This is a genomic window from Pseudoduganella rivuli, from assembly GCF_009674485.1.
Classification (GTDB): Bacteria; Pseudomonadota; Gammaproteobacteria; order Burkholderiales; family Burkholderiaceae_D; genus Rugamonas; species Rugamonas rivuli_B.
The window spans coordinates 271802-292202 of record NZ_WKJJ01000008.1; the positions used below are offsets into that span (position 1 = coordinate 271802).

A 20401-nucleotide genomic window follows, 5' to 3' on the forward strand; every position below is an offset into this window, starting at 1 on the left:
CATTAGCCCGGCTCTCCGCAGCAAAAAGTGATAGATCATTCACTTTTATAACTTTTCTTTGCAGTAAAGATATAAATATGATCGATCCATCACATTAAGTCACAGGAGTCTTAAAAGTATCTATGCATGAATCTATTCACAAATTCATGCAAAAATTAGTTTTTCCTTTATTTATCAACGAGATAGCAAGATCGGAATCTATTCACCCCTGGTTACGCAGGATATTCAACCCGGTGTGCTTCAGTCGGCAACGGCACTTCCCATTTGAACAACATGCGCCTGATCGACGCGTTGGTCAGTGTCGTGTCCCGTTTGGTGTTACGCGACATCAGGACATCTTCAGACTGCTCGAGATATACGATCGTCACGCTGGCGTGATACGCATATAAAAGATCGAGTGTTTTTTTACGCATGGAACTGCTGATGTGCGTTGCGTTAAACACGAACCCGGCTTTGTTCCGCAGCAGCGCCTTCGCATCGTCGATGGCTTTGTGCACCGCAGCCCCGGCATTGTCACCGTGTTTCAGGCCCAGCGCTTCGCGCGCATCGTCAAATGAAATCACGGGCAACGCGGCGCAATGCTTCGCGACCCAGGTATTTTTCCCGGACGCAGGCAAGCCTGCCATGACAATCACGTTCGAACCGGATTCGGCATGGAATGGATAATCCGGTGCAATGGCTGCCCCGCGAAAGTAGGCTACTTGCGTCGCCAGGTCGGCAAAGCTTCTCGGCATGCCATAGCAGCCTTCGTCACGCGCCAATTCCCGAAACAATTCGATATCGACCAGACAGTCGGCCTTGCCCACATAATCGCGCCCCCGCATATCGGCTTCCGCCACCGCCGCCAACAGGCGCAGGTCAAGCTCATGCGACAGCTTGCGAATCAGGAATTCGGGCGGCTGTCCGCCCTTGTTTCCCGCAATGGCAAAGAAAGGCAGCTGGTGGACAGCAATGATCCTGCAAATGGCTTCGCGTATCGCAAACGGCACGCCATAGCGCCACAGCGCGATGCGCGCATCGATTGCACCGCGCCGCGAATGTCCCGGCTGGCCGATTTTGCCAGTCACCTCGTCGATGACCGTGGTATCGGGTTTGGCGATGTCGTGCAGCAGCGCGGCAAAAAACAGGATAAACCGTTGTTCCGCTGTCGACGCGGCATAATCGCCACCATTTACCAGTTCATTGACCACCATGACCGTGTGGGTCCAGACGTCGCCCTCCGCATGGTAGTGCGGATCCTGCGGCGTTGTCGCCAGCAGGCGCAGCGCCGGAAACGCATCGAGCGCCCAGGCAAGGTTGATGACCTCGCCCGGCGCCGGAACGTGCTTCAGCAAATCTTTGTAGTTCATCGTGCCTCCCCTGGCCATCCAACCGAAATCCGTGGCGCAAAAATATCGACTCCGTCGGCCAGCTGGTTCGGGATGAACGGCTGCGCCGCATGGTGCTGGTCCGCGTCGAGGATCGCCTGCGTGAAATCGCTGCGCACCAGTTTCAACCGGTCCACCACGTGGCCCGCCTCTTCCACTTTGATGTATAAGCCTTCCATCAGGTCGGACTTGTCCGCCATCTTCCACGCCTTCGCAAGATCCAGCCCTTCGCGCGCCACCACGGCTTCAAACACGCTGCGCCATGCCGGTGATTTGGCCAGCGACGGACCGATCATCGCCATCAGGTCAGCCAGCTTCCGGGGCGCCGCTCCCCGGTACAGCACGGGAACGGCCAGCACGGGCGCATCCGCCAGCAGTGCGCCTCGCTTCGCCGTCGACAGGAACACGCCGGCGCTACGGTCCCATATGTCGAATTCGTTGAAGTAAGCCGGCAAGCGGTCATAAAACACGGAATGCTTCTTGTGCATCCATTCACCGTACATGATGTAGCGGTCTTCGAGCTTCTCCAGCAACGCCGCTTCATGCGCAGTCGCCCAGCTTTTGAACAGGTTGAACTGGCGCTCCCGTCCGCCGCCGGTCAGGTAATGGCCGCGCGATTGCAGCAGCAGTTCGGCGGCCGGCGAAAAGCTGACGCCCGCATTGCCGCCATCGAGCTTTTCCTCGACCACGATGTAGCGGCCAGCAATGTTTGAATAAGGGACGTGGCCCTCATCGCCTTGTTGAAGGCGTGAGCCCGCCACGTGCGCAGTGCGCGGATACTTGTACAGCTCCAGGTTCTGGATGAATTTTGTCGTCATGATGATGCTCCGATGAATTACGGGGAGCTGACGACAGGGAGATAGGGCGCGAAAAGCGTGAGATAGCTATGCCCGTTGAGCGAAGGCGCTCAAGCGGAAAATCCGTTGTCGTCAGCAGGAATGTTGGCGGCGTACAGGCACGTTGTTCTCGATTCTTACAGTGGTGTCTTGCGCGACAATGCGCAGGGACGGGAGTGTAATCGGTTTTTTAGCAAAAAGTCTACAGAAATTTCAGGGGTGGCATGGCAGGAATGCCGCCCCCTTCATACCGGTCAGTTGAACTTGCTGAAATCCGGCTTGCGCTTCTCAAAGAACGCCGTGAACGCTTCCTTGGCTTCCGGCGCTTGCAGCATTTCGCCGAACAGCTTGCCTTCGGTGGCCATCACGGTGGCCAGCGCATCGGCGCCGTTGGCTTTCATCAGGCGCTTGGTGGCGCGGATCGACGATGCCGGCAGGGCCACCAGCTTGGCCGCTTGCGCCTGCGCGTAGGCCAGCACTTCGTCGGCCGGCAGCAGCTTGGAAACCAGGCCCATGTCGTAGGCTTCCCGTGCCAGGAACGGCTCGCCCAGCATCAGTTTTTCCGCGGCGCGCGCGTGGCCGCCCAGTTGCGCCAGCAGTACGCTGGAACCGAATTCCGGGCACAGGCCCAGCGGCGCGAACGGCACGGAGAATTTCGCGTTATCGGCCGCGTAGACCAGGTCGCAGTGCATCAGCAGCGTGGTGCCGATCCCGATCGCCAGGCCCGTCACGGCCGCCACCACCGGTTTCGTGGTGCCGGACAATGCTTGCATGAACTGGAAGACGGGCAGCTTGATGAAATCGTCGCCGTTGCGCGGCGCGGATTTCAGGAAATCGTCCAGGTCGTTACCAGCGGTGAAGACTTCCGGCTTGCCCGTGATCAGGATGGCGCGCACGGCGGCATCGCGCTCGCCTTCGTTGATGGCGTCCGCCATGGCCTGGTACATGGCCGACGTGATCGCGTTCTTGCGCTCCGGACGGTTGAATTCGATGGTAAGGATGCCGTTGGCCTTGCTGGTGAGAATATCCATTTCGTCTCCGTGTGATGAGTCTAATATTCGATGGGGTGCCAACACCGTAGGGCGGTTTCGCCTTGGCGAAGCCGCCATGCATGCGTCAACGCGGCACATACATGGCGGCTTCCGCTGCGCGGAAACCGCCCTACGCATTCGGTGTTCCCAATGCAAAAAAAGGCGCCGGGTTTTCCGCGGCGCCTTTTAGCAGTGATAAGCGGTACTTATACGCGCTCGATGATACCAGCCGCGCCCATACCCGCGCCAACGCACATGGTGACCATGCCGTATTTCAGGCTGTTGCGGCGCAGTGCGTGCACCACGGTGGCGGCACGGATCGCGCCGGTCGCGCCCAGCGGGTGGCCCAGGGCGATCGCGCCGCCCATCGGGTTGACCTTGCTGGTGTCCAGGTTCAGGTCGCGGATCACGGCCAGCGCCTGGGCGGCGAACGCTTCATTCAGTTCGATCCAGTCCAGTTGATCCTGGGTGATGCCGGCGGCGGCGCAAGCGGCAGGGATCGCCACTTTCGGGCCGATACCCATGATTTCCGGTGGCACGCCACGCACGGCGAACGACGAGAACTTGGCCAGCGGGGTCAGGTTGTGCTCTTTGAGGATCTTTTCCGACACCACGATCAGCGCGCCGGCGCCGTCGGACATTTGCGACGACGTTGCGGCCGTCACGGTGCCTTTGGCGGCGAACACAGGCTTCAGCTTGGCCATGCCCTCCATCGACGCGTCGGCGCGGGCGCCTTCGTCGGTGTCGACCACGCGCTTGCCGACCTTGATTTCACCGGTGCGCAGGTCTGGCGTGCGGGTGATGATTTCCACCGGGGTGGTTTCATCCTTGAAGAAGCCGGCTTGCTGGGCGGCGATGGCCTTGCGGTGCGATTCCAGGCCGAACGCATCCTGGTCTTCGCGGGAGATTTTCCACTGCTGCGCCACTTTCTCGGCGGTCAGGCCCATGCCGTACGCCAGGCCCACGTTTTCATCCTTGAACGTGTCCATGTTGATCGATGGGTGGTGGCCCATCATCGGCACCATCGACATCGATTCCACGCCGCCGGCGATCATCACGTCGGCTTCGCCAACGCGGATGCGGTCCGCCGCCATGGCCAGGGCAGTGATGCCCGATGCGCAGTAACGGTTGATGGTCACGCCGCCCACGGTATTCGGCAAGCCGGCCAGCACCACCGAGTTACGGGCGATGTTGAAGCCCTGTTCCGCTTCAGGGAACGAGCAGCCGACAATGGCGTCGACGATCAGGGCCGGGTCCAGGTTCGGTACGGCAGCCATCGCGCCTTTGATGGCGGCGACCAGCAGGTCGTCCGGGCGGGTCTTGCTGAACATGCCGCGTGGCGCCTTGCCGATCGGGGTGCGGGTCGCTGCGACGATGTATGCGTCTTGGAGTTGTTTGCTCATTTTGTGCTTTCGAGAATTTTGTGTTCGATTAGCGGCTTATCGCGTACTTACCGTTTCGCCGACAGATACCAGTCCACTTGAACCTGGGCCGCGAGGGTGCCTTCCTGGTCGAAAATATCGACATTGACAGGGAAGGCAATCTTGCCGTCGGCGGCCAGCTGCGCCTTCAGCGCGGCCAGGTCGCCCGGCACGCGGCCCGAGGCGCGCGTCGCGCCCTTGGCCACTTTCTGGTACTGGATGCGCGATTCCTTGGCCACCGGCCGCAGTCCCATGATCAGCTCCGCAAAACCACCCGCCATGGCGGCGCCGGACGCGGTTTCCGCCAGCGTGAACAGGGCGCCGGCATGCGGCGTGCCCAGGTGGTTGTGCAGCTTGCTGTCGTCCGGCATCGATACCTCGGCGGTGCCGGGGCCGATGCTGTCGATGTGAATCCCGAGCGTGCGCACCAGCGGCAGGGTTTCCATCATTTGCTGCTTGATACGTTCGTACACCATGCTCGGTTTCACTTTCAAGAGGACTTTAAAGGCCAGTTTAAGAATGGACATTTAATTCGGACATCTATCTGCCGGCGTGCGATCAGTTACGCACTGGCTTGCCGGTTTGCAGCATGCCCATGATGCGTTCCTGGGTTTTTGGATGGTTCAGCAATTCCAGGAAGGCCTTGCGTTCCATATCCAGCAGCCACTGTTCGCTCACCACACTGCCCTGGTCGATGTCGCCGCCCGACACGATCTCGGCGATCATGTCGCCCAGCTTGAAGTCGTGGGCGGAGATGAAGCCGCCATCGCGCATGTTGACCAGTTGGCCCTTGATGGTGCCCCAGCCGTAGCGGCCGGTCACGGTCACAGGACGCTGGATCGGTGCGCGGTAGCCGGCATCGAACATCGAACGCGCGGTGACTTTCGCCACGTGCAGCAGTTCGTACGGGTTGAACACGATCACATCGTCTTCTTTCAGGTAACCCATGGCCTTCGCTTCCAGGGCCGATTTCGACACGTTCGCGGTGGCCGCGTTGGTGAAGCCGGTTTTCAGGAATTGCAGGATGTCGTTACCTTTGGCTTGCGTTGCTGCGCGCACTGCGGCTTCTTTCAGGCCACCGCCGGCAGGGATCAGGCCCACGCCCACTTCCACCAGGCCGATGTACGACTCGATCGACGCCACGCGCTTGGAAGCGTGCAACATCATTTCGCAGCCGCCGCCCAGCGCCAGGCCGGCAACAGCAGCCACCACCGGCACGTTCGAGTACTTCATGGCCTGGAAGGTGTCTTGCAGTTCGCGAATGATCGGGTCGACTGCCTTGGCGCCGCCCTGCATGAACGCAGGCAGTGCCGATTGCAGGTCCGCGCCGGCGGAGAAGGCGCCGCCTTCGGATGCGTCGGTATTCCAGATCACCACGCCCTTGAAGTTCTTCTCGGCTTCCGCCAGCGCCAGCTTCAGGCCGGCGACCACGCCTGGGCCGATCACGTGCATCTTGGTCTTCAGCGAAACCACCAGGACGTCGTCGCCGGAGTGCCACAGGCGCACGGAATCGTCTTCGAACACGGTGGTGCCAAAGGTTTTCGCGTCGGCGGTGGTCGAACCGAACACCGGAGCGCGGAATTGCTGGCGGTCGTACACGGAGAGCGACGAGCGCGGAGCGAACGACTTGGTGGCCGGGGAGTACGAACCTTCAGGGGTATGCACGCCCTTCTCGCCCACCTGGCCTTCGAACACCCATGCCGGCAGCGGTGCATTGCACAGCGCCTTGCCCGCGTCGATGTCTTCCTTGACCCACTGCGCCACCTGGCTCCAGCCGGAGGCTTGCCACGTTTCGAATGGACCGGTGTTCCAGCCGAAGCCCCAGCGCATCGCGAAGTCGATGTCGCGGGCGTTGTCGGCGATCGATTCCAGGTGGATCGCGATGTAGTGGAACGCGTCGCGGAAGATCGCCCACAGGAACTGGCCTTGCGGGTTGGTCGATTCGCGCAGCGCCTTCATCTTCTTGACCGGATCCTTTTCTTTCAGGATGCGGGCGATGATGTCGTCAGCCTTTTTGCCGCCGGCGACGTATTCACCGGTGGCCGCGTCCAGGCGCAGGATGTCCTTGCCGACTTTCTTGTAGAAGCCGGCGCCGGATTTCTGGCCCAGCGCGCCCTTGGCCACCAGGCCGGACAGCACTTCAGGCGTTTTGTAGATGCTGAAGAACGGGTCGTTCGGCAGGTTGTCTTCCATGGTCTTGATCACGTGACCCATGGTATCCAGGCCCACGACGTCGGCGGTACGGAAGGTGCCGGACTTGGCGCGACCCAGCTTGGCGCCGGTCAGGTCATCGACCACGTCCACCGACAGGCCGAATTTCTCGGCTTCGTGGATGATCGCCAGGATGCCGAACACGCCCACGCGATTGGCGATGAAGTTCGGCGTATCTTTCGCACGAACGACACCCTTGCCCAGGGTCGACGTCATGAAGGTTTCCAGCTGATCCAGGATTTCCGGCTTCGTCGAAGTGGTCGGGATCAGTTCCACCAGGTGCATGTAGCGCGGTGGGTTGAAGAAGTGAACGCCGCAGAAGCGCGCTTTCAGTTCGTCGGAGAAGCCTTCGGCCAGCTTGTTGATCGACAGGCCCGACGTGTTCGATGCGAAGATCGCGTTTGGCGCGATGTGCGGCGCGACCTTCTTGTACAGGTCGTGCTTCCAGTCCATGCGCTCGGCGATGGCTTCGATGATGATGTCGCAACCGGCCAGCAGTTCCAGGTTGTCTTCGTAGTTGGCGACCTGGATCAGTTCCGCGTCGGCCTTGTCGCCGAATGGCGCCGGCGACAGTTTTTTCAGGTTTTCAATCGCGCGCAGCACGATACCGTTCTTCGGCGTGCCTTCCTTGCCTGGCAGGTCGAACAGAACCACCGGTACTTTGGCGTTGACGCAGTGGGCGGCGATCTGCGCACCCATCACGCCGGCGCCCAGCACGGCTACTTTTTTCACGTTGAAGTTGCTCATGTTTTTCCTTGGTCGATGGCGGTTGAGACCGCTGGTAACACCAGCGGTCTCATGCGCCACTAAGTTGATTAGAACAGGTCGGCTTCCAGGGACATCAGGTTGGCGGCGCCGGAGCGTGCCAGACGGATCTGGGTTGCGGTTTCAGGGTACAGGCGGCCGAAGTAGAAGCGCGCCGTTGCCAGTTTGGCTTTGTAGAAGTTGTCGCCGGAATCTTGCTTGGCCAGTGCGATCTTCGCCATTTGCGCGAAGAAGTAGCTGTACACCAGGTGGCCCACGACGCGCAGGTATGGCACGGCGGCCGCGCCCACTTCGTCCTGGTTCTGGAAGGCTTTCATGCCGATTTCCATGGTCAGCTTGCCGACTTTTTCGCCCAGTTCGCCCAGCGGGGTCACGAATTCGGACATCGCTTCGTCGGTGCCGTTTTCTTCCACGAAGGCGCGCACTTTCTCGCCGAACTTGCGCAGCTTGGCGCCGTTGTCCATCAGGATCTTGCGGCCCAGCAGGTCCAGCGCCTGCACGGTGTTGGTGCCTTCGTAGATCAGGTTGATACGGGCGTCGCGCACGTATTGTTCCATGCCCCACTCGGAGATGTAGCCGTGGCCGCCGTACACTTGCATGGCTTCCGACGTGGCGATCCAGCCGTTGTCGGTGATGAAGGCCTTGATGATCGGGGTCAGCAGCGCGACTTCGTCGGCGCACTCTTTGCGCACGTCTTCGTCAGGGTGGTGCAGTTCGCGGTCGATCTGCAGCGCCACGTACGACGTGAATGCGCGGGCGCCTTCAGCGTAGGCTTTGGCGGTCAGCAGCATGCGGCGCACGTCCGGGTGCACGATGATCGGGTCGGCAGGACCGTCCGGGTTTTTCACGCCGGACAGCGAGCGCATTTGCAGGCGGTCTTTCGCGTACACCAGGGCGTTCTGGTAAGCCACTTCGGTCAGGCCCAGCGATTGCATGCCCACGCCCAGGCGGGCGGCGTTCATGAACACGAACATCGCGTTCAAGCCCTTGTTCGGCTGGCCGATGATCCAGCCTTTGGCGCCGTCCAGGTTCATCTGGCAAGTCGAGTTGCCGTGGATGCCCATTTTTTCTTCGATCGCGCCGCAGAAGATCGGGTTGCGCTCACCGATCTTGCCGTCGGCGGTCGGCAGGTATTTCGGTACCAGGAACAGCGAAATGCCTTTCGAGCCTTCCGGTGCGTCCGGCACGCGGGCCAGCACCAGGTGCAGGATGTTTTCCGACATGTCGTGTTCGCCGGCCGAGATGAAGATCTTGGCGCCGGTGATGTCCCACGAACCGTCGGCGTTCGGGATGGCCTTGGTACGCAGCATGCCCAGGTCGGTGCCGCAGTGCGGTTCGGTCAGGCACATGGTGCCGGTCCATTCGCCGGACACCAGTTTCGGCAGGTACAGGCGTTTCTGTTCGTCGGTGCCGTGTTCTTTCAGGCACTCGTACGCGCCATGCGACAGGCCTGGATACATGGTCCACGCCTGGTTGGCCGAGTTCAGCATTTCATAGAACGAATTGTTCAGGACCAGCGGCAGACCCTGGCCGCCGTATTCCGGATCGCAGGCCAGCGCAGCCCAGCCGCCTTCAACGTACTGCTTGTACGCTTCCTTGAAGCCTTTCGGAGTGGTCACGGTCTTGGTTTCCGCGTTGTGCGTGCAGCCTTCACGGTCGCCCGAGTGGTTCAGCGGGAACAGCACTTCGGAGGTGAACTTGCCGCCTTCTTCCAGCACCTGGTTGATGATGTCGGCATCGATTTCAGCGTGGGTGGGCAGTTCTTTCAGTTGCTCTTCAACCTTCAAGAACTCGTGCAGCACGAACTGCATATCCCGGATTGGCGCGACGTATTGACCCATGATTTTCTCCTGACGGCTAAATAACAATGTAAGTGAAAGCTGACTGCGGTTCGCCCACAGCCGCTTGGCAGCCGCCTGTACTACCGCATTAATACAACTGCGCTGGCGACTACGGATTCCGGTAATTCTCGATCAAACGTTCAAAGCCCACTTTGGCACGCTCGACGGCGCCGGGAGTCCGCAGCAACCGTGCATCGTGATGGACCGCCAGGATCAGGCCGTACATCTCGTACACCAGCTGATGCGGATCGGTGTCCTGTTTCAGGTCACCGGTCTCCACCGCCTGCTTCACGCATCGCAGCAGCGCCCCCTGCCACGCCGACACCATCGCCACCAGCTCTTCCCGGATCGGTCCGGGGCGGTCGTCGTATTCGACGGCGCCGCTGATGTAGATGCAGCCTGACGCGATCTCTTCGCTGACGCGGGAGATCCAGCGCGCAAACATCGCACGCAAGCGGGGCAAACCGCGCGCTTCCTTGATGCTGGGGAAGAAAACTTCCTGCTCGAAACGGTGGTGATACAGTTTCAAGACTTCCAGCTGCAAGTCTTCACGCGAACCGAAGTGCGCAAACACCCCTGACTTGCTCATGTTCATCTTGTCCGCGAGCAAGCCAATGGTGAGGCCCTCCAAACCGTCCCGGCTGGCCAATTCCAGCGCCGTGTCCAGGATGGCTGCGCGAGTTAATTCACCCTTGCGCATAAATTTGATCGAAGTATTAATAGTTGCCACTCAAAGTTTTCATCCAAGTCAGAAAATCTTATTTTCCACCACTTGGATTTCCTTCGTGTGAAAAGAATTGCGAACGCTCGTACTATTATCCACCAGGTGATAAAAGTCAAAGGGGATTGTTAGAGATCGCGCTCTATTGGTGCGTCGCAGCAGTTGGCTGTGCCCGGTTTTATGGCATCCGGCGGCGGACGCCGCCGGGCAAGGCGATGGACGCTACTTGTATATACCGCATGCGACGAGGATGTCGTCGACTTTTTCGATGTACGCGGTTTTTTGCTGCAAAGCGCCCGTGATCGGGTGGGGCCAGACGAAATCCACCCAGCCCTGGCCCTTGGTATTGGCCACTTCCAGGTAGCTTTTCACGGTAGGTTTGCCATTGACGTCTTTCACGTCAAGCATGTTGCGGCCGACGATCTTGGGATTGGGACTGGCGAGATTGACGCCCTTCATATCATAGGAAAAGATGTACAGCTCGCCGTCGACAAACCTGCCCTTCGGGTTGTTGTATTCGGCAATCGCTTTTTCCCGCCCCACTTCCTTATAGTACGCGACGGCTTTCTTGACCATCGCCACCGCTTCTTCAGGCGTGCGCTTTTCCTGGGCCTGCACGGGCGCTTGCATTGCCAGTGCAACAAAACACATCCAGACCGCTTTCAGCCATTGCTTCATCGTCGTCTCCCTGGTGTTTGTCGACGCCGTCCTCTTGCGGGAGCGGCCAGCTTCATACTAGCACCGGCAAACTGTGACGAAATGCCTGTTGCGCAGGAGACACACGCGGGACCTCGTTATTCGTCGAACAGGCCCCCCCTTACCCGCCGGTCGCGCTTGGTGGGGCGGCCCTTGTAGTCGGCGCCCGGGTCCTGGAACAGCCTGCGGCGCTCCTGCTCGGTGGCGCGGCGGGCGATGCTCTCTTCGCTTTCCTCGTACAGCAGGCGTGCGATCGGGGCGCCCTGGCGCTGGTCTGAAATCCCCAGCACCAGCACGTCCCATTTGTCGGAGCCGTTGTCGATGGACAATTTGTCGCCCAGGTGGACGATGCGGGCCGGTTTGATGCGCTCTCCGCCGACTTTCACGCGGCCGGATTCAATCGCGTCGATGGCCAGCGAGCGGGTCTTGAAGAAGCGGGCGGCCCACAACCACTTATCGATACGAACGTTTTCTTTAAGCATATTTCTCTGCGGCAAAAATCCGCATCAGTAATTTGTACACGACGAATGCGATTTCATAGCCGATGCGGCGGAAGCGGCCCACATGCGCGTATTCGTGCTCGTGGACGACGACACCATCGGCAATCGCATCTTCGATATGGCGGCGCAGGCTTTGCGAAAAAGCCGCATCCTTGATGACGACGTTGGCTTCCTGGTTCAAGAACAGGCTCAGGCCATCGACATTGCTGGAACCCACCGTGGCCCAGTCATCGTCGATGACGGCGACTTTCGCGTGCAACTGGGTCTTGTGGTACTCGACCACCTTGACCCCGGCCGCCAGCAATTTCGGGTAAAACGAGTGGGCCACGGCATCCTGCAGCCAGATTTCCCCCACGCCGATCAGCAGCACTACCTCCACGCCCCGCTGCGCCGCGGTGGCCAGCGCGCGGCGGAATTTCCGGCCCGGTGCAAAGTAGGGATTGGCCAGAAGCACGCTCTTGCGGGCACGGCCCAGCGCCTGCAAGTACGCTTTCTGGATGGTGGCGCGGTTGCGCCAGTTGTCGCGCACGACAAAGCCCGCCTGCACGGAACTTTGGCGCGCGATCTTGTTCACCTTGCGCATTTCATTGAGCAGGCCGATGCGCTTGATGATGCTCATCCGGCCCAGGCGGCGCCATTGCGTTTGCGCTTCCTTGTGGATGGCCGCCACCAGCGGTCCCTGCACTGCCACGGCAAAATCCCACCGTGGCGCGGACAGGCTGATGTTGTGGTCGTAATCGCAGAACATGTCGTCGTTGATGTTGATGCCGCCGACAAATGCGATTTCCCGGTCCACCACGCAAATCTTGCGGTGCGTACGGGTAAAGCCCCGTTTGAACCAGGGATTGAAGATGCGGTGCTCGACACCCGCTTCGCGCAATGCCGCATCCATGCGCGACACCTGGCCGTGGCCCGTCCCATACCAGTCGGTGATGACGCGCACCACCACGCCGCGCGCAGCGGCATTCTTCAGCGCAGCCAGCACGGATTGCCCCGTTTCGTCCCCCGCGAAGATATAGGTTTCGAAATACACCTCGTACTGGGCAGCATCGATCGCTTCCCGCAATGCCGGGAAGTAATCCGTACCACAGTGCAAGAGCCTGACTTCGTTATCAGCGATAAAGTTGACCGACCGCATGGTCCTTCAGTTCAGTTGGAGTGTCGCGACGATAGGCGAATGGTCCGACAGTTTAGCCCATGCGGGGCCGTGCAAGACTTGCGCGGTCTCCACATGGAAGCCTCGCACATAGATGCGGTCCAACCTGAAGAATGGCAAGGCCGCCGGGAACGTGCGCGCGGGCCGGACGGCGGCCTGGCGGCGCGCCAGGGTGCGCACCAGGTCACCAAACGAGGGATGAGCACCGATTTCATCGAACACTTCCACCACGCCCAGCGCCTGGCGCAAGGTATCGCTCAACGTATTGCGCCAGTCGTTGAAGTCGCCGGCAATGATGACGGGTTCGTTGTCGGGCGCGGTTTCCCGCACGGCATCGATCAGCGACTGCGTCTGCCGCGTGCGGCTGCCTTCGAACAGGCCCAGGTGCACCACGTAGCAGTGCACGGGCTGTTCCGGTGTCTCGATAATGCAGTGCAGGATGCCGCGCGCTTCGTACTTGTGGTCGGAAATATCCGTGTTGGTCCAGTGCGCGATGGGGAAATTGCTGAGCAGCGCATTGCCGTGGTGGCCATGGTCGTAGACCGCGTTCATGCCGTACACGGAATGGCGCTCGTCGCCGGCAAAGAATTCGTGCTGGGCCGTGGTGGGCCAATGCCGGTGGCCATTGGCCTCGCTGCCGAATTTTTCAGCAATCCGGTCATGCTTGCCCTGCACTTCCTGCAAAAACACCACGTCGGCATCGAACTGCCCGATGGCTTGCTTGAGCGCGTGTACCCGCGGATGGCTGCGGTACGACATGCCCTTATGGATGTTGTAGGTAGCGACTCGGATCTTCATGCAATTGATTCTAACCCCAACAGCTTGCTTGCTGCGGGGATATTGTGCGGTGGCGCGCTGGGTTGGCCACCGCACAGACTGTGCCGCAGGAAAAATCCTGTAGGATCCGCTTGACCCTGACGCAACGTCAGGCTCCACGATGGTCACACGTTCGAAGAGAAAGGACACCGATGGCGCTGAAAATTGGGGAACTGGCCCGCCGCACCGGCTTGACGGTACGCGCGCTGCACCACTATGACGCTATCGGCTTGCTGACCCCTTCGGCGCGGTCCGACGCCGGCTACCGGCTGTACAACGATGCGGATGTCGCCCGGCTGCACCAGATCCAGGCGCTGCGCAGTTTTGGCCTGCCGCTGGCCGACGTCGGAACCTATCTATCCAGGCCGGACCTGTCCCTGCAATCGGTGGTCGCCCAGCAAATCGACATGCTGACGCGCGAAATCGAGCAGGCCGGCGCGTTGCGCGAGCGCTTGCGGCGCTTGCATGGCGTGCTGACGCAGGGACAGGAACCGAACCTGGCCGACTGGCTGACCACTTTGGAGAGCATGAGCATGTACGACAAATATTTCACCCCGGAAGAATTGCAGCAATTGCCGCTGTATACCAATGCCGCGATTGCCGTGCCTGAATGGAAGGCGCTGGTGGCTTCCGTGCGCGCGCTGATGGACCGGGGCGCCACGCCGCAAGACCCGGACGCGCAAGTGCTGGCACGGCAATGGATGGCGAAAAGCGTGCACGACACGGGCGCCAATCCGATCCTGTTTGCCCGCCTGAACACGCTGCACGAGCACAATCAGGAAGTGCGGGAACAGTCCGGCGTCACATCGGACATCCTGCAATTCATCATCGATGCTTCGCATGAAGGCAAGCTGGCGATTTACCGCCGCTACCTCGACGACGATGAATACGCGTTCGTCCGCGCCAATATCGGCAAGCGCGCGCAGGAGTGGCCGCCGCTGATTGCGCGGGTACGGGTAGCGATCGATGAAGGCCATGCGCCGGATTCGCCGCAGGGGCAGGAATTGGCGCGACAGTGGTTCGAGCTGTTCCGCTCGTTCGCTGGAGATAATCCTGCCACGCAGGCGAAGATCCGTGAAGCGCTGACCAGGGAACCGGGGCTGACGGACCCGGGCTGGATCGATGCGGCGATGCTGGAGTGGGTGCGGCAGGCAATGATGGCGTTGCGGGCAGCGTAGCCGCCCGCGCCGAAACACAGCAACGGCAGACAATCCGTGGCCATCGACAAGCGCTATATTGTTAGCTTTACCAAGGAGCGTTATTCATGAATCCCTTCGCCGAATCCGTCAACCTCGAAGCCGCCTTCGCCACCATCACCGACCACTGGTCGCCCAAGGTCGTGGCCCAGGTAAACGACCAGTACGTCAAGCTGGCCAAAGTCCAGGGTGAAATCACCTGGCACAGCCACGAACACGAAGATGAACTGTTTTTCATCGTGCGCGGCAGCCTGGCCATGCACTATGAAGGCGGCAAGGTGGTGCAGCTGAATCAAGGCACGCTGCACGTGGTGCCGCGCGCCACGCAGCACAAGCCGGTGGCGGAGGAAGAATGCTGGATCATGCTGGTCGAAACCGTCACCACCAAACATACGGGCGACGTCGACACGCCCTATACCAAAACGCTGGAACAGCAACTGGCATGAAACGGTTCGCGACGCTTGCAACCCTGCTGTGGGCCGGCGCCGCATCCGCCACGCTGCCGCAGCACGACGCGCTCACGTACGAGGGCCGGCAGAGTGTTGTACTCATGAACGGACGGGCATCACTGCCGGTACCGCCGTCCGACCGGCTTGCGGCCATGCGCAAGCAGAATTACTGTTCCGCCGCGGGCGGGCCGGTGGCGCGATGGGCCATTATCGACAGCACGCTGTACCTGACCCACTTCAGCGATTGTGGTACGAATATGCCGCTGGGTGCGGTCTACGAAGGCGTGACGTCGCCGCTGGTCGCCACGTGGATCAGCGGTGAATTGCGCGCCAGCCGTGGCGCCATCATTTGCTTTACGATGGAAAAAGGCGCAGTCGCCGCCACGGCGCTGGTCTTCACGGTGGACCAGGGCATCGTCACCGATGTCGAGGAGAGTGACAACAGCGGCGCGTGCCCGGAACGGTAAGCGCCGCGCCTGGCGGGTCATTTAGTGAATGATCTTGGACAGGAAGTCGGCAGCGCGCGGCGAGCGCGTGGTGCCGAAGAAGTCATCCTTGCTGCAATCCTCGATGACTTTGCCCTGGTCCATGAACACGATGCGGTTGGCCACGCGCCGGGCAAAGCCCATTTCGTGCGTGACCACCATCATGGTCATGCCTTCCTGCGCCAGCCCCACCATCACGTCCAGCACTTCATTGATCATTTCCGGGTCCAGCGCCGACGTCGGCTCGTCGAACAGCATGGCGATCGGGTCCATCGACAGCGCGCGGGCGATCGCCACGCGCTGCTGCTGGCCGCCCGACAGCTGGCCGGGGAACTTGTCCTGGTGCGCCAGCAGGCCGACCCGGTCCAGGTATTTCAAGCCCTTGGCATTGGCTTCGTCCTGGCCGCGCTTCAACACCTTGACCTGGGCGATGGTCAGGTTTTCGCGGATGGTCAGGTGCGGGAACAGTTCGAAATTCTGGAACACCATGCCGATGCGCGCGCGCAGCGCCGACAGGTTGGTCTTCGGGTCGCACACCGCCACGTTGTCGACCAGGATATTGCCGCGCTGGATAGGTTCCAGCCCGTTGACGGTCTTGATCAGCGTGGACTTGCCGGACCCCGACGGGCCGCAAATCACCATGACGTCACCCTTGCGGACATGCGTGCTGCAATCGGTCAGCACCTGGAAGTGCCCGTACCACTTGCTGATGTTTTCAATTTTAATCATTTGCTCTCTCACTGAAGGGATATCGATGGTTACCGAATGATGGCGACGCGCTGCTGCAACCGGCGCACCAGGGCCGACAAGCCAAAGCACAGCGCGAAGTACACCACCGCCACGAACGTATACATTTCCACCAGGCGCCCGTCGCGCTGGGCCACCTTGCCGGCGGCGCCGACGAAGTCGGGAATCGACAGCACGTACACCAGCGAGACGTCCTGGAACAGCACGATGGTTTGCGTCAGCAGAACGGGGATCATGTTGCGGAATGCTTGCGGCAGCACGACGTGCGACATGGTCTGGCGATAATTCATGCCCAGCGCGCGGCCGGCCCAGACCTGGCCGCGCGGAATCGCCTGTATGCCGCTGCGCATGATCTCGCAGTAATACGCCGCTTCGAACATGATGAAAGTGATCAGCGCCGACGTGAACGCGCCGACCTGCACCGGCGTCGGCGAACCGATCACCCAGGCCGCGATATACGGCACCAGGAAGTAAAACCAGAAGATCACCAGCACCAGCGGTATCGAGCGCACCAGGTTGACGTAGCCGGAGGCGAACACCGACACTGCCTTGATGCTGGACAGCCGCATCAGCGCTAACAAGGTGCCCACCACGATGCCGCCGGCCATGGCCAGCGCCGTCAGCTTCAGCGTGAACAGCATGCCGGTCTGGAACAGATAGCCCCACGAACGGGCGATCACGTCGAAATCAAAATTGCCGAGCATCTCAATGTCCTCCCGAGGCGGCGCCCGCCACGATAAAGCCAGGCACCGCGACTTTCTTTTCCAGGCGGTGCATCAGGTACACCACGCAAATGTTGACCGTCACGTAAATCAGCGTCGCGGCGGAAAATGCTTCGAATACCTGGAATGAAAATTCCTGGATGGCGCGCGCGCTGGCCGTCAATTCCATCAGGCCGATGGTCAGCGCCACCGAACTGTTCTTGATGATGTTGAGGAATTCGCTGGTCAGCGGCGGCAGGATCACGCGCGCCGCCATCGGCAGCAGCACGTAGCGGTAAGTCTGCCCCAGGGTCAGGCCGAGCGCCGTGCCGGCCATGCGCTGCCCGCGCGGCAACGCGGCGATACCGGTCGACACTTGCACCGCCACCCGCGACGACGTGAAAAAGCCCAGGCACAGCACGGCGGTGACGAACGGCGCGTTCGGCAGCGCCTTGATCCAGTCGCCGGCCGCCTGTGGCAGCACTTCGGGCATCACGAAGAACCACAGGAACATTTGCACCAGCAGTGGAATGTTGCGGAACAATTCCACATACGCGTTGGCCAGCGCCGCCAGCGCCTTGTTGGGCAGCGTGCGCGCGGTACCGACCAGCAGACCCAGGGCCAGGGCCATCAGCCAGGCGGTCAATGACGTGGCCAGGGTCCACGCCAGGCCCGACCACAAGGTATCGAGGTAGGTGCCGGCGCCATCGGGCGCCATTTCCCAGAAGATGCGCCAGTTCCAGTGGTAATTCATACGTTATCCTTATTCGTGAAGTGAGCCAGCCCGCGTGTTATTTCTTTTTGGTGGCGGCTTTCTGCGCTTCCGGCACGGCCGCGTAATCGGCCGGGTCGCCCGAATCGGTCGGCTTGGCCAGCACGTGCTCCAGTTGCGGCGGCATCGGGAAGCGCATGTTGATGCCCTTGGGCGGGATCGGCGACATGAACCATTTGTGGTACAGGCGCTGCATGTCGTCGCCCGACTTGTAGACGCGCACCAGCGCGTCATCGACCACCTTCTTGAATGCCGCGTCACCCTTGCGCATCATGATCCCGTAGGGTTCCACCGACAGCGCTTCGGACGTGATTTCATAGTCGCCGGGCGTTTTCGAATTGGCGCGCTGCGCCGCCAGCAGGATGTCGTCATTCGCTTCGGCCACGGCGCGGCCGGTTTCCACCATCAGGAACGACTCGGGATGGTCCTTGCCGACAATGATGTTCATGCCCAGGTTTTGTTCCTTGTTCAGGATCGTCATCTGCTTCAGCGTGGACGTGCCGGCGGTGGCCACCAGGGTCTTGCCCTTCATGTCGGCCAGCGTATGGATGTTGGACGATTTCTTCGCCATCAGCCGGTTGGCCACGACGAACATGGTGGGGGCGAACGCCACCTGCTGCTGGCGTTCCAGGTTGTTGGTGGTGGAGCCGCATTCGAGGTCGATGGTGCCGTTGGCCATCAGCGGGATGCGGTTGGCCGACGTGACCGGGTTCATCGCCACTTTCAGCTCGGTCAGGCCCAGTTGCTTTTGCAGCGCCGTCACCACCTTCATGCACAGTTCGATCGAATAGCCCTGATATTGCTGCTTGTCGTCCAGGTAGGAAAACGGCACGGAACCGTCGCGCACACCCAGCGTGATGGTCCCGCTCTTTTTGATCTTGGCCAGCGTGCCGCCCTCATCCTGCGCTTGCGCCAGCGCGGCGGCGGACAGCATACCCAGGCTAAACAGTGCGGCGATATAGTTCGACGATTTCATCAGACAGACTCCAGAAAAATCCGGCACTGCGTACCGGCGGGATGGGCAGGATGGGCAGCGGCCCATCCCGGGGTTAAGGAAACGGATCAGGCTTAGAAAATGTGGCGGATGCCGAGGTTGGTGGCGGCGTTGCCGCTGCCGGTCTCGGTGGCGTTGCCGACCTTGAACGTGGCGCCGTTGCTGTTGGCGATATGGCCATACGCGGCATACAGGTCGGTGCGCTTGGACAGCGAATAGGTGTAGCCCACCGCCCACTGGTTGGCGTTGCGGGCGGCCGCGGTCTGGTCGTCATGGCGGATATACGACGCATACAGCTTGTGCGCGCCCAGCGGCACGATCACGCCGACGATGGTGTCGTCGCTGCGTGCACCGGCCAGGCCATGGTTTTCCGCATAGCCCAGGGCCACATCCACCGCGCCGAGACGGTAGCGCGCCGTCACCAGCGCATTGCGGGTCTGGTCGGTCGCCGTTGCGTTATGGCGCTGGAACCAGCCCGCCGCCACCGTCAGGCCGCCCTGCACGTAATACACGGCCGTGCTGTAGGCGCGGTTCTTTTCGCTGTTGCCGGCGGTTTCGCCCATGCCGACCGCCACTTCGGCCGTCAAACCATTGAATTGCGGCGAGGCGTACTGCACCATGTTGTCGACCCGGGTATTGGTCACCATGATGTTGCCCGCATTGCCGGCCATGCCGATGCAGAACGGGTCGGCCACGTCGCGCAACGCCTTGTAATACGGCGAATACTGGCGGCCCAGCGTCACAGTGCCGGCCGCGCTGGCCAGGCCGACATAGGCCTGGCGGCCGAACAGCAAACCGCCCTGCGCCGCCGAGCCGTTGTCGATGTTCAAGCCATTTTCAACCTGGAAGATGGCCGCCAGGCCGCCGCCCAGGTCTTCCTTGCCCTTGAAACCCAGGCGCGAGCCGGACGCCACGCCCGGACCGATATTGGTCACGCTGCCCGCCGGACCGCCCGATTCGCGCACCAGCGCGGCGTCGGCCACGCCATAGACAGTCACGGTCGACTGGGCCCAGGCGCTCCCCGCGCACAGGCCGGAAATGGAAATGGCGGCAGCAATGGTCATTCGATTCATTTTTACGTCCTTTTTCTAGTTATGCGGAACCGGTTTTATTTAAATCCGTTCCGTTTTAAAAATTCAGGGGTGTCGTTTTAAATTCGAATCAAATTGTTTATTTGACCGGCAATACGCATGCACTTATCCATTCCAGCAATAAACCAAGGGTGGCGGTTATCGCAGGGCGTAATAATCCACAGGCGCCTATTTGGGCCTGGACTGAACTTCTAAATTAATTCCGGTTTTTTTAAGCGATATGCTTTATCGCTTCGCCATGTGTTTGAACCAGGTTTCTTGCCAAATCAACCTGGCGGACAATGTTGACGGCAACGCAACGAAAAGTATGGCCGGCCGGCGTCAGGCTGAGCGGCATGGAACTGCGGTCCACCAACTCGGCGCCAATCCATGATTCCAGGGACTGGATACGGCGGCTGAATGCCGCCTGGCTGGCGTTGCGCGCAAACGCGGAACGCTTGAAACTGCGCATCTCCGCCAGACACAGAAAATCTTCGACCCATCTCGTATCCATCATTCCCTCGTTAGTATTTGACCGGCCACCGGGATATTGTCTGCCTCTCTACTAGCAGTTTGCATGCCAACTAGATTAATTGCCGGAGGAAATCAAATATGTCCATGATTTA

The 20401-nt window shown here is 60.6% G+C and carries 21 protein-coding genes; 3 read left to right on the forward strand and 18 right to left on the reverse strand.

Annotation, left to right across the window (positions count from 1 at the left end):
- Positions 1-212: 212 nt before the first annotated feature.
- The 12 genes from GJ700_RS14705 to GJ700_RS14760 form a co-directional block, all read right to left on the reverse strand.
- Positions 213-1349, reverse strand: a complete 1137-nt coding sequence (locus GJ700_RS14705) for an AAA family ATPase (RefSeq protein WP_154375052.1) — start codon at positions 1347-1349, stop codon at positions 213-215.
- A complete protein-coding gene (locus GJ700_RS14710; RefSeq protein ID WP_154375054.1) occupies positions 1346-2185 on the reverse strand; it encodes an RNA ligase family protein in 840 nt (279 codons plus the stop codon). Before GJ700_RS14710 ends, GJ700_RS14705 begins: the two co-directional genes overlap by 4 nt.
- 272 nt (positions 2186-2457) lie before the next feature.
- Positions 2458-3234 (reverse strand): enoyl-CoA hydratase, encoded by a 777-nt coding sequence (locus GJ700_RS14715; protein WP_154375056.1) that lies wholly within the window; start codon positions 3232-3234, stop codon positions 2458-2460.
- Positions 3235-3440: 206 nt separating this feature from the next.
- Entirely contained in the window at positions 3441-4637 is a 1197-nt protein-coding gene (locus GJ700_RS14720; RefSeq protein WP_154375058.1) for an acetyl-CoA C-acyltransferase, read from the reverse strand.
- 47 nt (positions 4638-4684) lie between these two features.
- Positions 4685-5131, reverse strand: coding sequence for a PaaI family thioesterase (locus GJ700_RS14725; protein WP_154375060.1), 447 nt, complete (start codon positions 5129-5131; stop codon positions 4685-4687).
- Positions 5132-5213: 82 nt separating this feature from the next.
- The gene (locus tag GJ700_RS14730; protein WP_154375062.1) at positions 5214-7613 is read right to left on the reverse strand and encodes a 3-hydroxyacyl-CoA dehydrogenase/enoyl-CoA hydratase family protein; all 2400 of its coding nucleotides are present in this window, start codon (positions 7611-7613) and stop codon (positions 5214-5216) included.
- A gap of 68 nt (positions 7614-7681) precedes the next feature.
- Positions 7682-9472 carry an acyl-CoA dehydrogenase C-terminal domain-containing protein gene (locus GJ700_RS14735; RefSeq protein ID WP_154375064.1) on the reverse strand — a complete coding sequence of 597 codons (1791 nt, stop codon included), beginning with the start codon at positions 9470-9472 and terminating at the stop codon, positions 7682-7684.
- Between the two features lie 109 nt (positions 9473-9581).
- Positions 9582-10172, reverse strand: coding sequence for a TetR/AcrR family transcriptional regulator (locus GJ700_RS14740; protein WP_154375066.1), 591 nt, complete (start codon positions 10170-10172; stop codon positions 9582-9584).
- Between the two features lie 243 nt (positions 10173-10415).
- Positions 10416-10871 carry a cache domain-containing protein gene (locus GJ700_RS14745; protein WP_154375068.1) on the reverse strand — a complete coding sequence of 152 codons (456 nt, stop codon included), beginning with the start codon at positions 10869-10871 and terminating at the stop codon, positions 10416-10418.
- A 116-nt stretch (positions 10872-10987) separates the two neighbouring features.
- Positions 10988-11371: an RNA-binding S4 domain-containing protein gene (locus tag GJ700_RS14750; RefSeq protein ID WP_154375070.1), complete on the reverse strand. Its 384-nt coding sequence runs from the start codon at positions 11369-11371 to the stop codon at positions 10988-10990.
- Positions 11364-12527 (reverse strand): cardiolipin synthase ClsB, encoded by a 1164-nt coding sequence (clsB, locus tag GJ700_RS14755; RefSeq protein WP_154375072.1) that lies wholly within the window; start codon positions 12525-12527, stop codon positions 11364-11366. The genes GJ700_RS14750 and clsB overlap by 8 nt, the downstream gene beginning before the upstream one ends.
- 6 nt (positions 12528-12533) lie before the next feature.
- Positions 12534-13343, reverse strand: coding sequence for an endonuclease/exonuclease/phosphatase family protein (locus tag GJ700_RS14760; protein WP_154375074.1), 810 nt, complete (start codon positions 13341-13343; stop codon positions 12534-12536).
- Positions 13344-13513: 170 nt separating this feature from the next.
- Here GJ700_RS14760 and GJ700_RS14765 point away from each other — a divergent pair, with 170 nt between their 5' ends.
- The 3 genes from GJ700_RS14765 to GJ700_RS14775 all read left to right on the forward strand — a co-directional run bounded on the left by GJ700_RS14765 (position 13514) and on the right by GJ700_RS14775 (position 15473).
- Positions 13514-14539 carry a MerR family transcriptional regulator gene (locus GJ700_RS14765; protein WP_154375076.1) on the forward strand — a complete coding sequence of 342 codons (1026 nt, stop codon included), beginning with the start codon at positions 13514-13516 and terminating at the stop codon, positions 14537-14539.
- An 86-nt stretch (positions 14540-14625) separates the two neighbouring features.
- Positions 14626-15003 (forward strand): cupin domain-containing protein, encoded by a 378-nt coding sequence (locus tag GJ700_RS14770; protein WP_154375077.1) that lies wholly within the window; start codon positions 14626-14628, stop codon positions 15001-15003.
- The gene (locus tag GJ700_RS14775) at positions 15000-15473 is read left to right on the forward strand and encodes a hypothetical protein (RefSeq protein ID WP_154375080.1); all 474 of its coding nucleotides are present in this window, start codon (positions 15000-15002) and stop codon (positions 15471-15473) included. The genes GJ700_RS14770 and GJ700_RS14775 overlap by 4 nt, the downstream gene beginning before the upstream one ends.
- A 21-nt stretch (positions 15474-15494) precedes the next feature.
- On the opposite strand, the gene GJ700_RS14780 is transcribed toward GJ700_RS14775, so the two are convergent.
- The 6 genes from GJ700_RS14780 to GJ700_RS14805 form a co-directional block, all read right to left on the reverse strand.
- Positions 15495-16220, reverse strand: a complete 726-nt coding sequence (locus GJ700_RS14780) for an amino acid ABC transporter ATP-binding protein (RefSeq protein WP_154375082.1) — start codon at positions 16218-16220, stop codon at positions 15495-15497.
- Between the two features lie 29 nt (positions 16221-16249).
- Positions 16250-16942, reverse strand: coding sequence for an amino acid ABC transporter permease (locus GJ700_RS14785; protein WP_154375084.1), 693 nt, complete (start codon positions 16940-16942; stop codon positions 16250-16252).
- Position 16943: 1 nt separating this feature from the next.
- Positions 16944-17693, reverse strand: coding sequence for an amino acid ABC transporter permease (locus tag GJ700_RS14790; RefSeq protein ID WP_154375086.1), 750 nt, complete (start codon positions 17691-17693; stop codon positions 16944-16946).
- A 37-nt stretch (positions 17694-17730) separates the two neighbouring features.
- The gene (locus tag GJ700_RS14795) at positions 17731-18687 is read right to left on the reverse strand and encodes an amino acid ABC transporter substrate-binding protein (protein WP_154375088.1); all 957 of its coding nucleotides are present in this window, start codon (positions 18685-18687) and stop codon (positions 17731-17733) included.
- A 92-nt stretch (positions 18688-18779) separates the two neighbouring features.
- The gene (locus GJ700_RS14800) at positions 18780-19778 is read right to left on the reverse strand and encodes a porin (protein ID WP_154375090.1); all 999 of its coding nucleotides are present in this window, start codon (positions 19776-19778) and stop codon (positions 18780-18782) included.
- Between the two features lie 229 nt (positions 19779-20007).
- Entirely contained in the window at positions 20008-20292 is a 285-nt protein-coding gene (locus GJ700_RS14805) for a LysR family transcriptional regulator (protein WP_229507012.1), read from the reverse strand.
- Positions 20293-20401: the final 109 nt, after the last annotated feature.

Excerpts from the sequence above, each read along its gene's own strand:
- GJ700_RS14705 (WP_154375052.1), bottom strand. The coding sequence starts at position 1,349 with ATGAACTACAAAGATTTGCTGAAGCACGTTCCGGCGCCGGGCGAGGTC.
- GJ700_RS14710 (WP_154375054.1), bottom strand. The coding sequence starts at position 2,185 with ATGACGACAAAATTCATCCAGAACCTGGAGCTGTACAAGTATCCGCGC.
- GJ700_RS14715 (WP_154375056.1), bottom strand. The coding sequence starts at position 3,234 with ATGGATATTCTCACCAGCAAGGCCAACGGCATCCTTACCATCGAATTC.
- GJ700_RS14720 (WP_154375058.1), bottom strand. The coding sequence starts at position 4,637 with ATGAGCAAACAACTCCAAGACGCATACATCGTCGCAGCGACCCGCACC.
- GJ700_RS14725 (WP_154375060.1), bottom strand. The coding sequence starts at position 5,131 with ATGGTGTACGAACGTATCAAGCAGCAAATGATGGAAACCCTGCCGCTG.
- GJ700_RS14730 (WP_154375062.1), bottom strand. The coding sequence starts at position 7,613 with ATGAGCAACTTCAACGTGAAAAAAGTAGCCGTGCTGGGCGCCGGCGTG.
- GJ700_RS14735 (WP_154375064.1), bottom strand. The coding sequence starts at position 9,472 with ATGGGTCAATACGTCGCGCCAATCCGGGATATGCAGTTCGTGCTGCAC.
- GJ700_RS14740 (WP_154375066.1), bottom strand. The coding sequence starts at position 10,172 with ATGCGCAAGGGTGAATTAACTCGCGCAGCCATCCTGGACACGGCGCTG.
- GJ700_RS14745 (WP_154375068.1), bottom strand. The coding sequence starts at position 10,871 with ATGAAGCAATGGCTGAAAGCGGTCTGGATGTGTTTTGTTGCACTGGCA.
- GJ700_RS14750 (WP_154375070.1), bottom strand. The coding sequence starts at position 11,371 with ATGCTTAAAGAAAACGTTCGTATCGATAAGTGGTTGTGGGCCGCCCGC.
- clsB (WP_154375072.1), bottom strand. The coding sequence starts at position 12,527 with ATGCGGTCGGTCAACTTTATCGCTGATAACGAAGTCAGGCTCTTGCAC.
- GJ700_RS14760 (WP_154375074.1), bottom strand. The coding sequence starts at position 13,343 with ATGAAGATCCGAGTCGCTACCTACAACATCCATAAGGGCATGTCGTAC.
- GJ700_RS14765 (WP_154375076.1), top strand. The coding sequence starts at position 13,514 with ATGGCGCTGAAAATTGGGGAACTGGCCCGCCGCACCGGCTTGACGGTA.
- GJ700_RS14770 (WP_154375077.1), top strand. The coding sequence starts at position 14,626 with ATGAATCCCTTCGCCGAATCCGTCAACCTCGAAGCCGCCTTCGCCACC.
- GJ700_RS14775 (WP_154375080.1), top strand. The coding sequence starts at position 15,000 with ATGAAACGGTTCGCGACGCTTGCAACCCTGCTGTGGGCCGGCGCCGCA.
- GJ700_RS14780 (WP_154375082.1), bottom strand. The coding sequence starts at position 16,220 with ATGATTAAAATTGAAAACATCAGCAAGTGGTACGGGCACTTCCAGGTG.
- GJ700_RS14785 (WP_154375084.1), bottom strand. The coding sequence starts at position 16,942 with ATGCTCGGCAATTTTGATTTCGACGTGATCGCCCGTTCGTGGGGCTAT.
- GJ700_RS14790 (WP_154375086.1), bottom strand. The coding sequence starts at position 17,693 with ATGAATTACCACTGGAACTGGCGCATCTTCTGGGAAATGGCGCCCGAT.
- GJ700_RS14795 (WP_154375088.1), bottom strand. The coding sequence starts at position 18,687 with ATGAAATCGTCGAACTATATCGCCGCACTGTTTAGCCTGGGTATGCTG.
- GJ700_RS14800 (WP_154375090.1), bottom strand. The coding sequence starts at position 19,778 with ATGAATCGAATGACCATTGCTGCCGCCATTTCCATTTCCGGCCTGTGC.
- GJ700_RS14805 (WP_229507012.1), bottom strand. The coding sequence starts at position 20,292 with ATGATGGATACGAGATGGGTCGAAGATTTTCTGTGTCTGGCGGAGATG.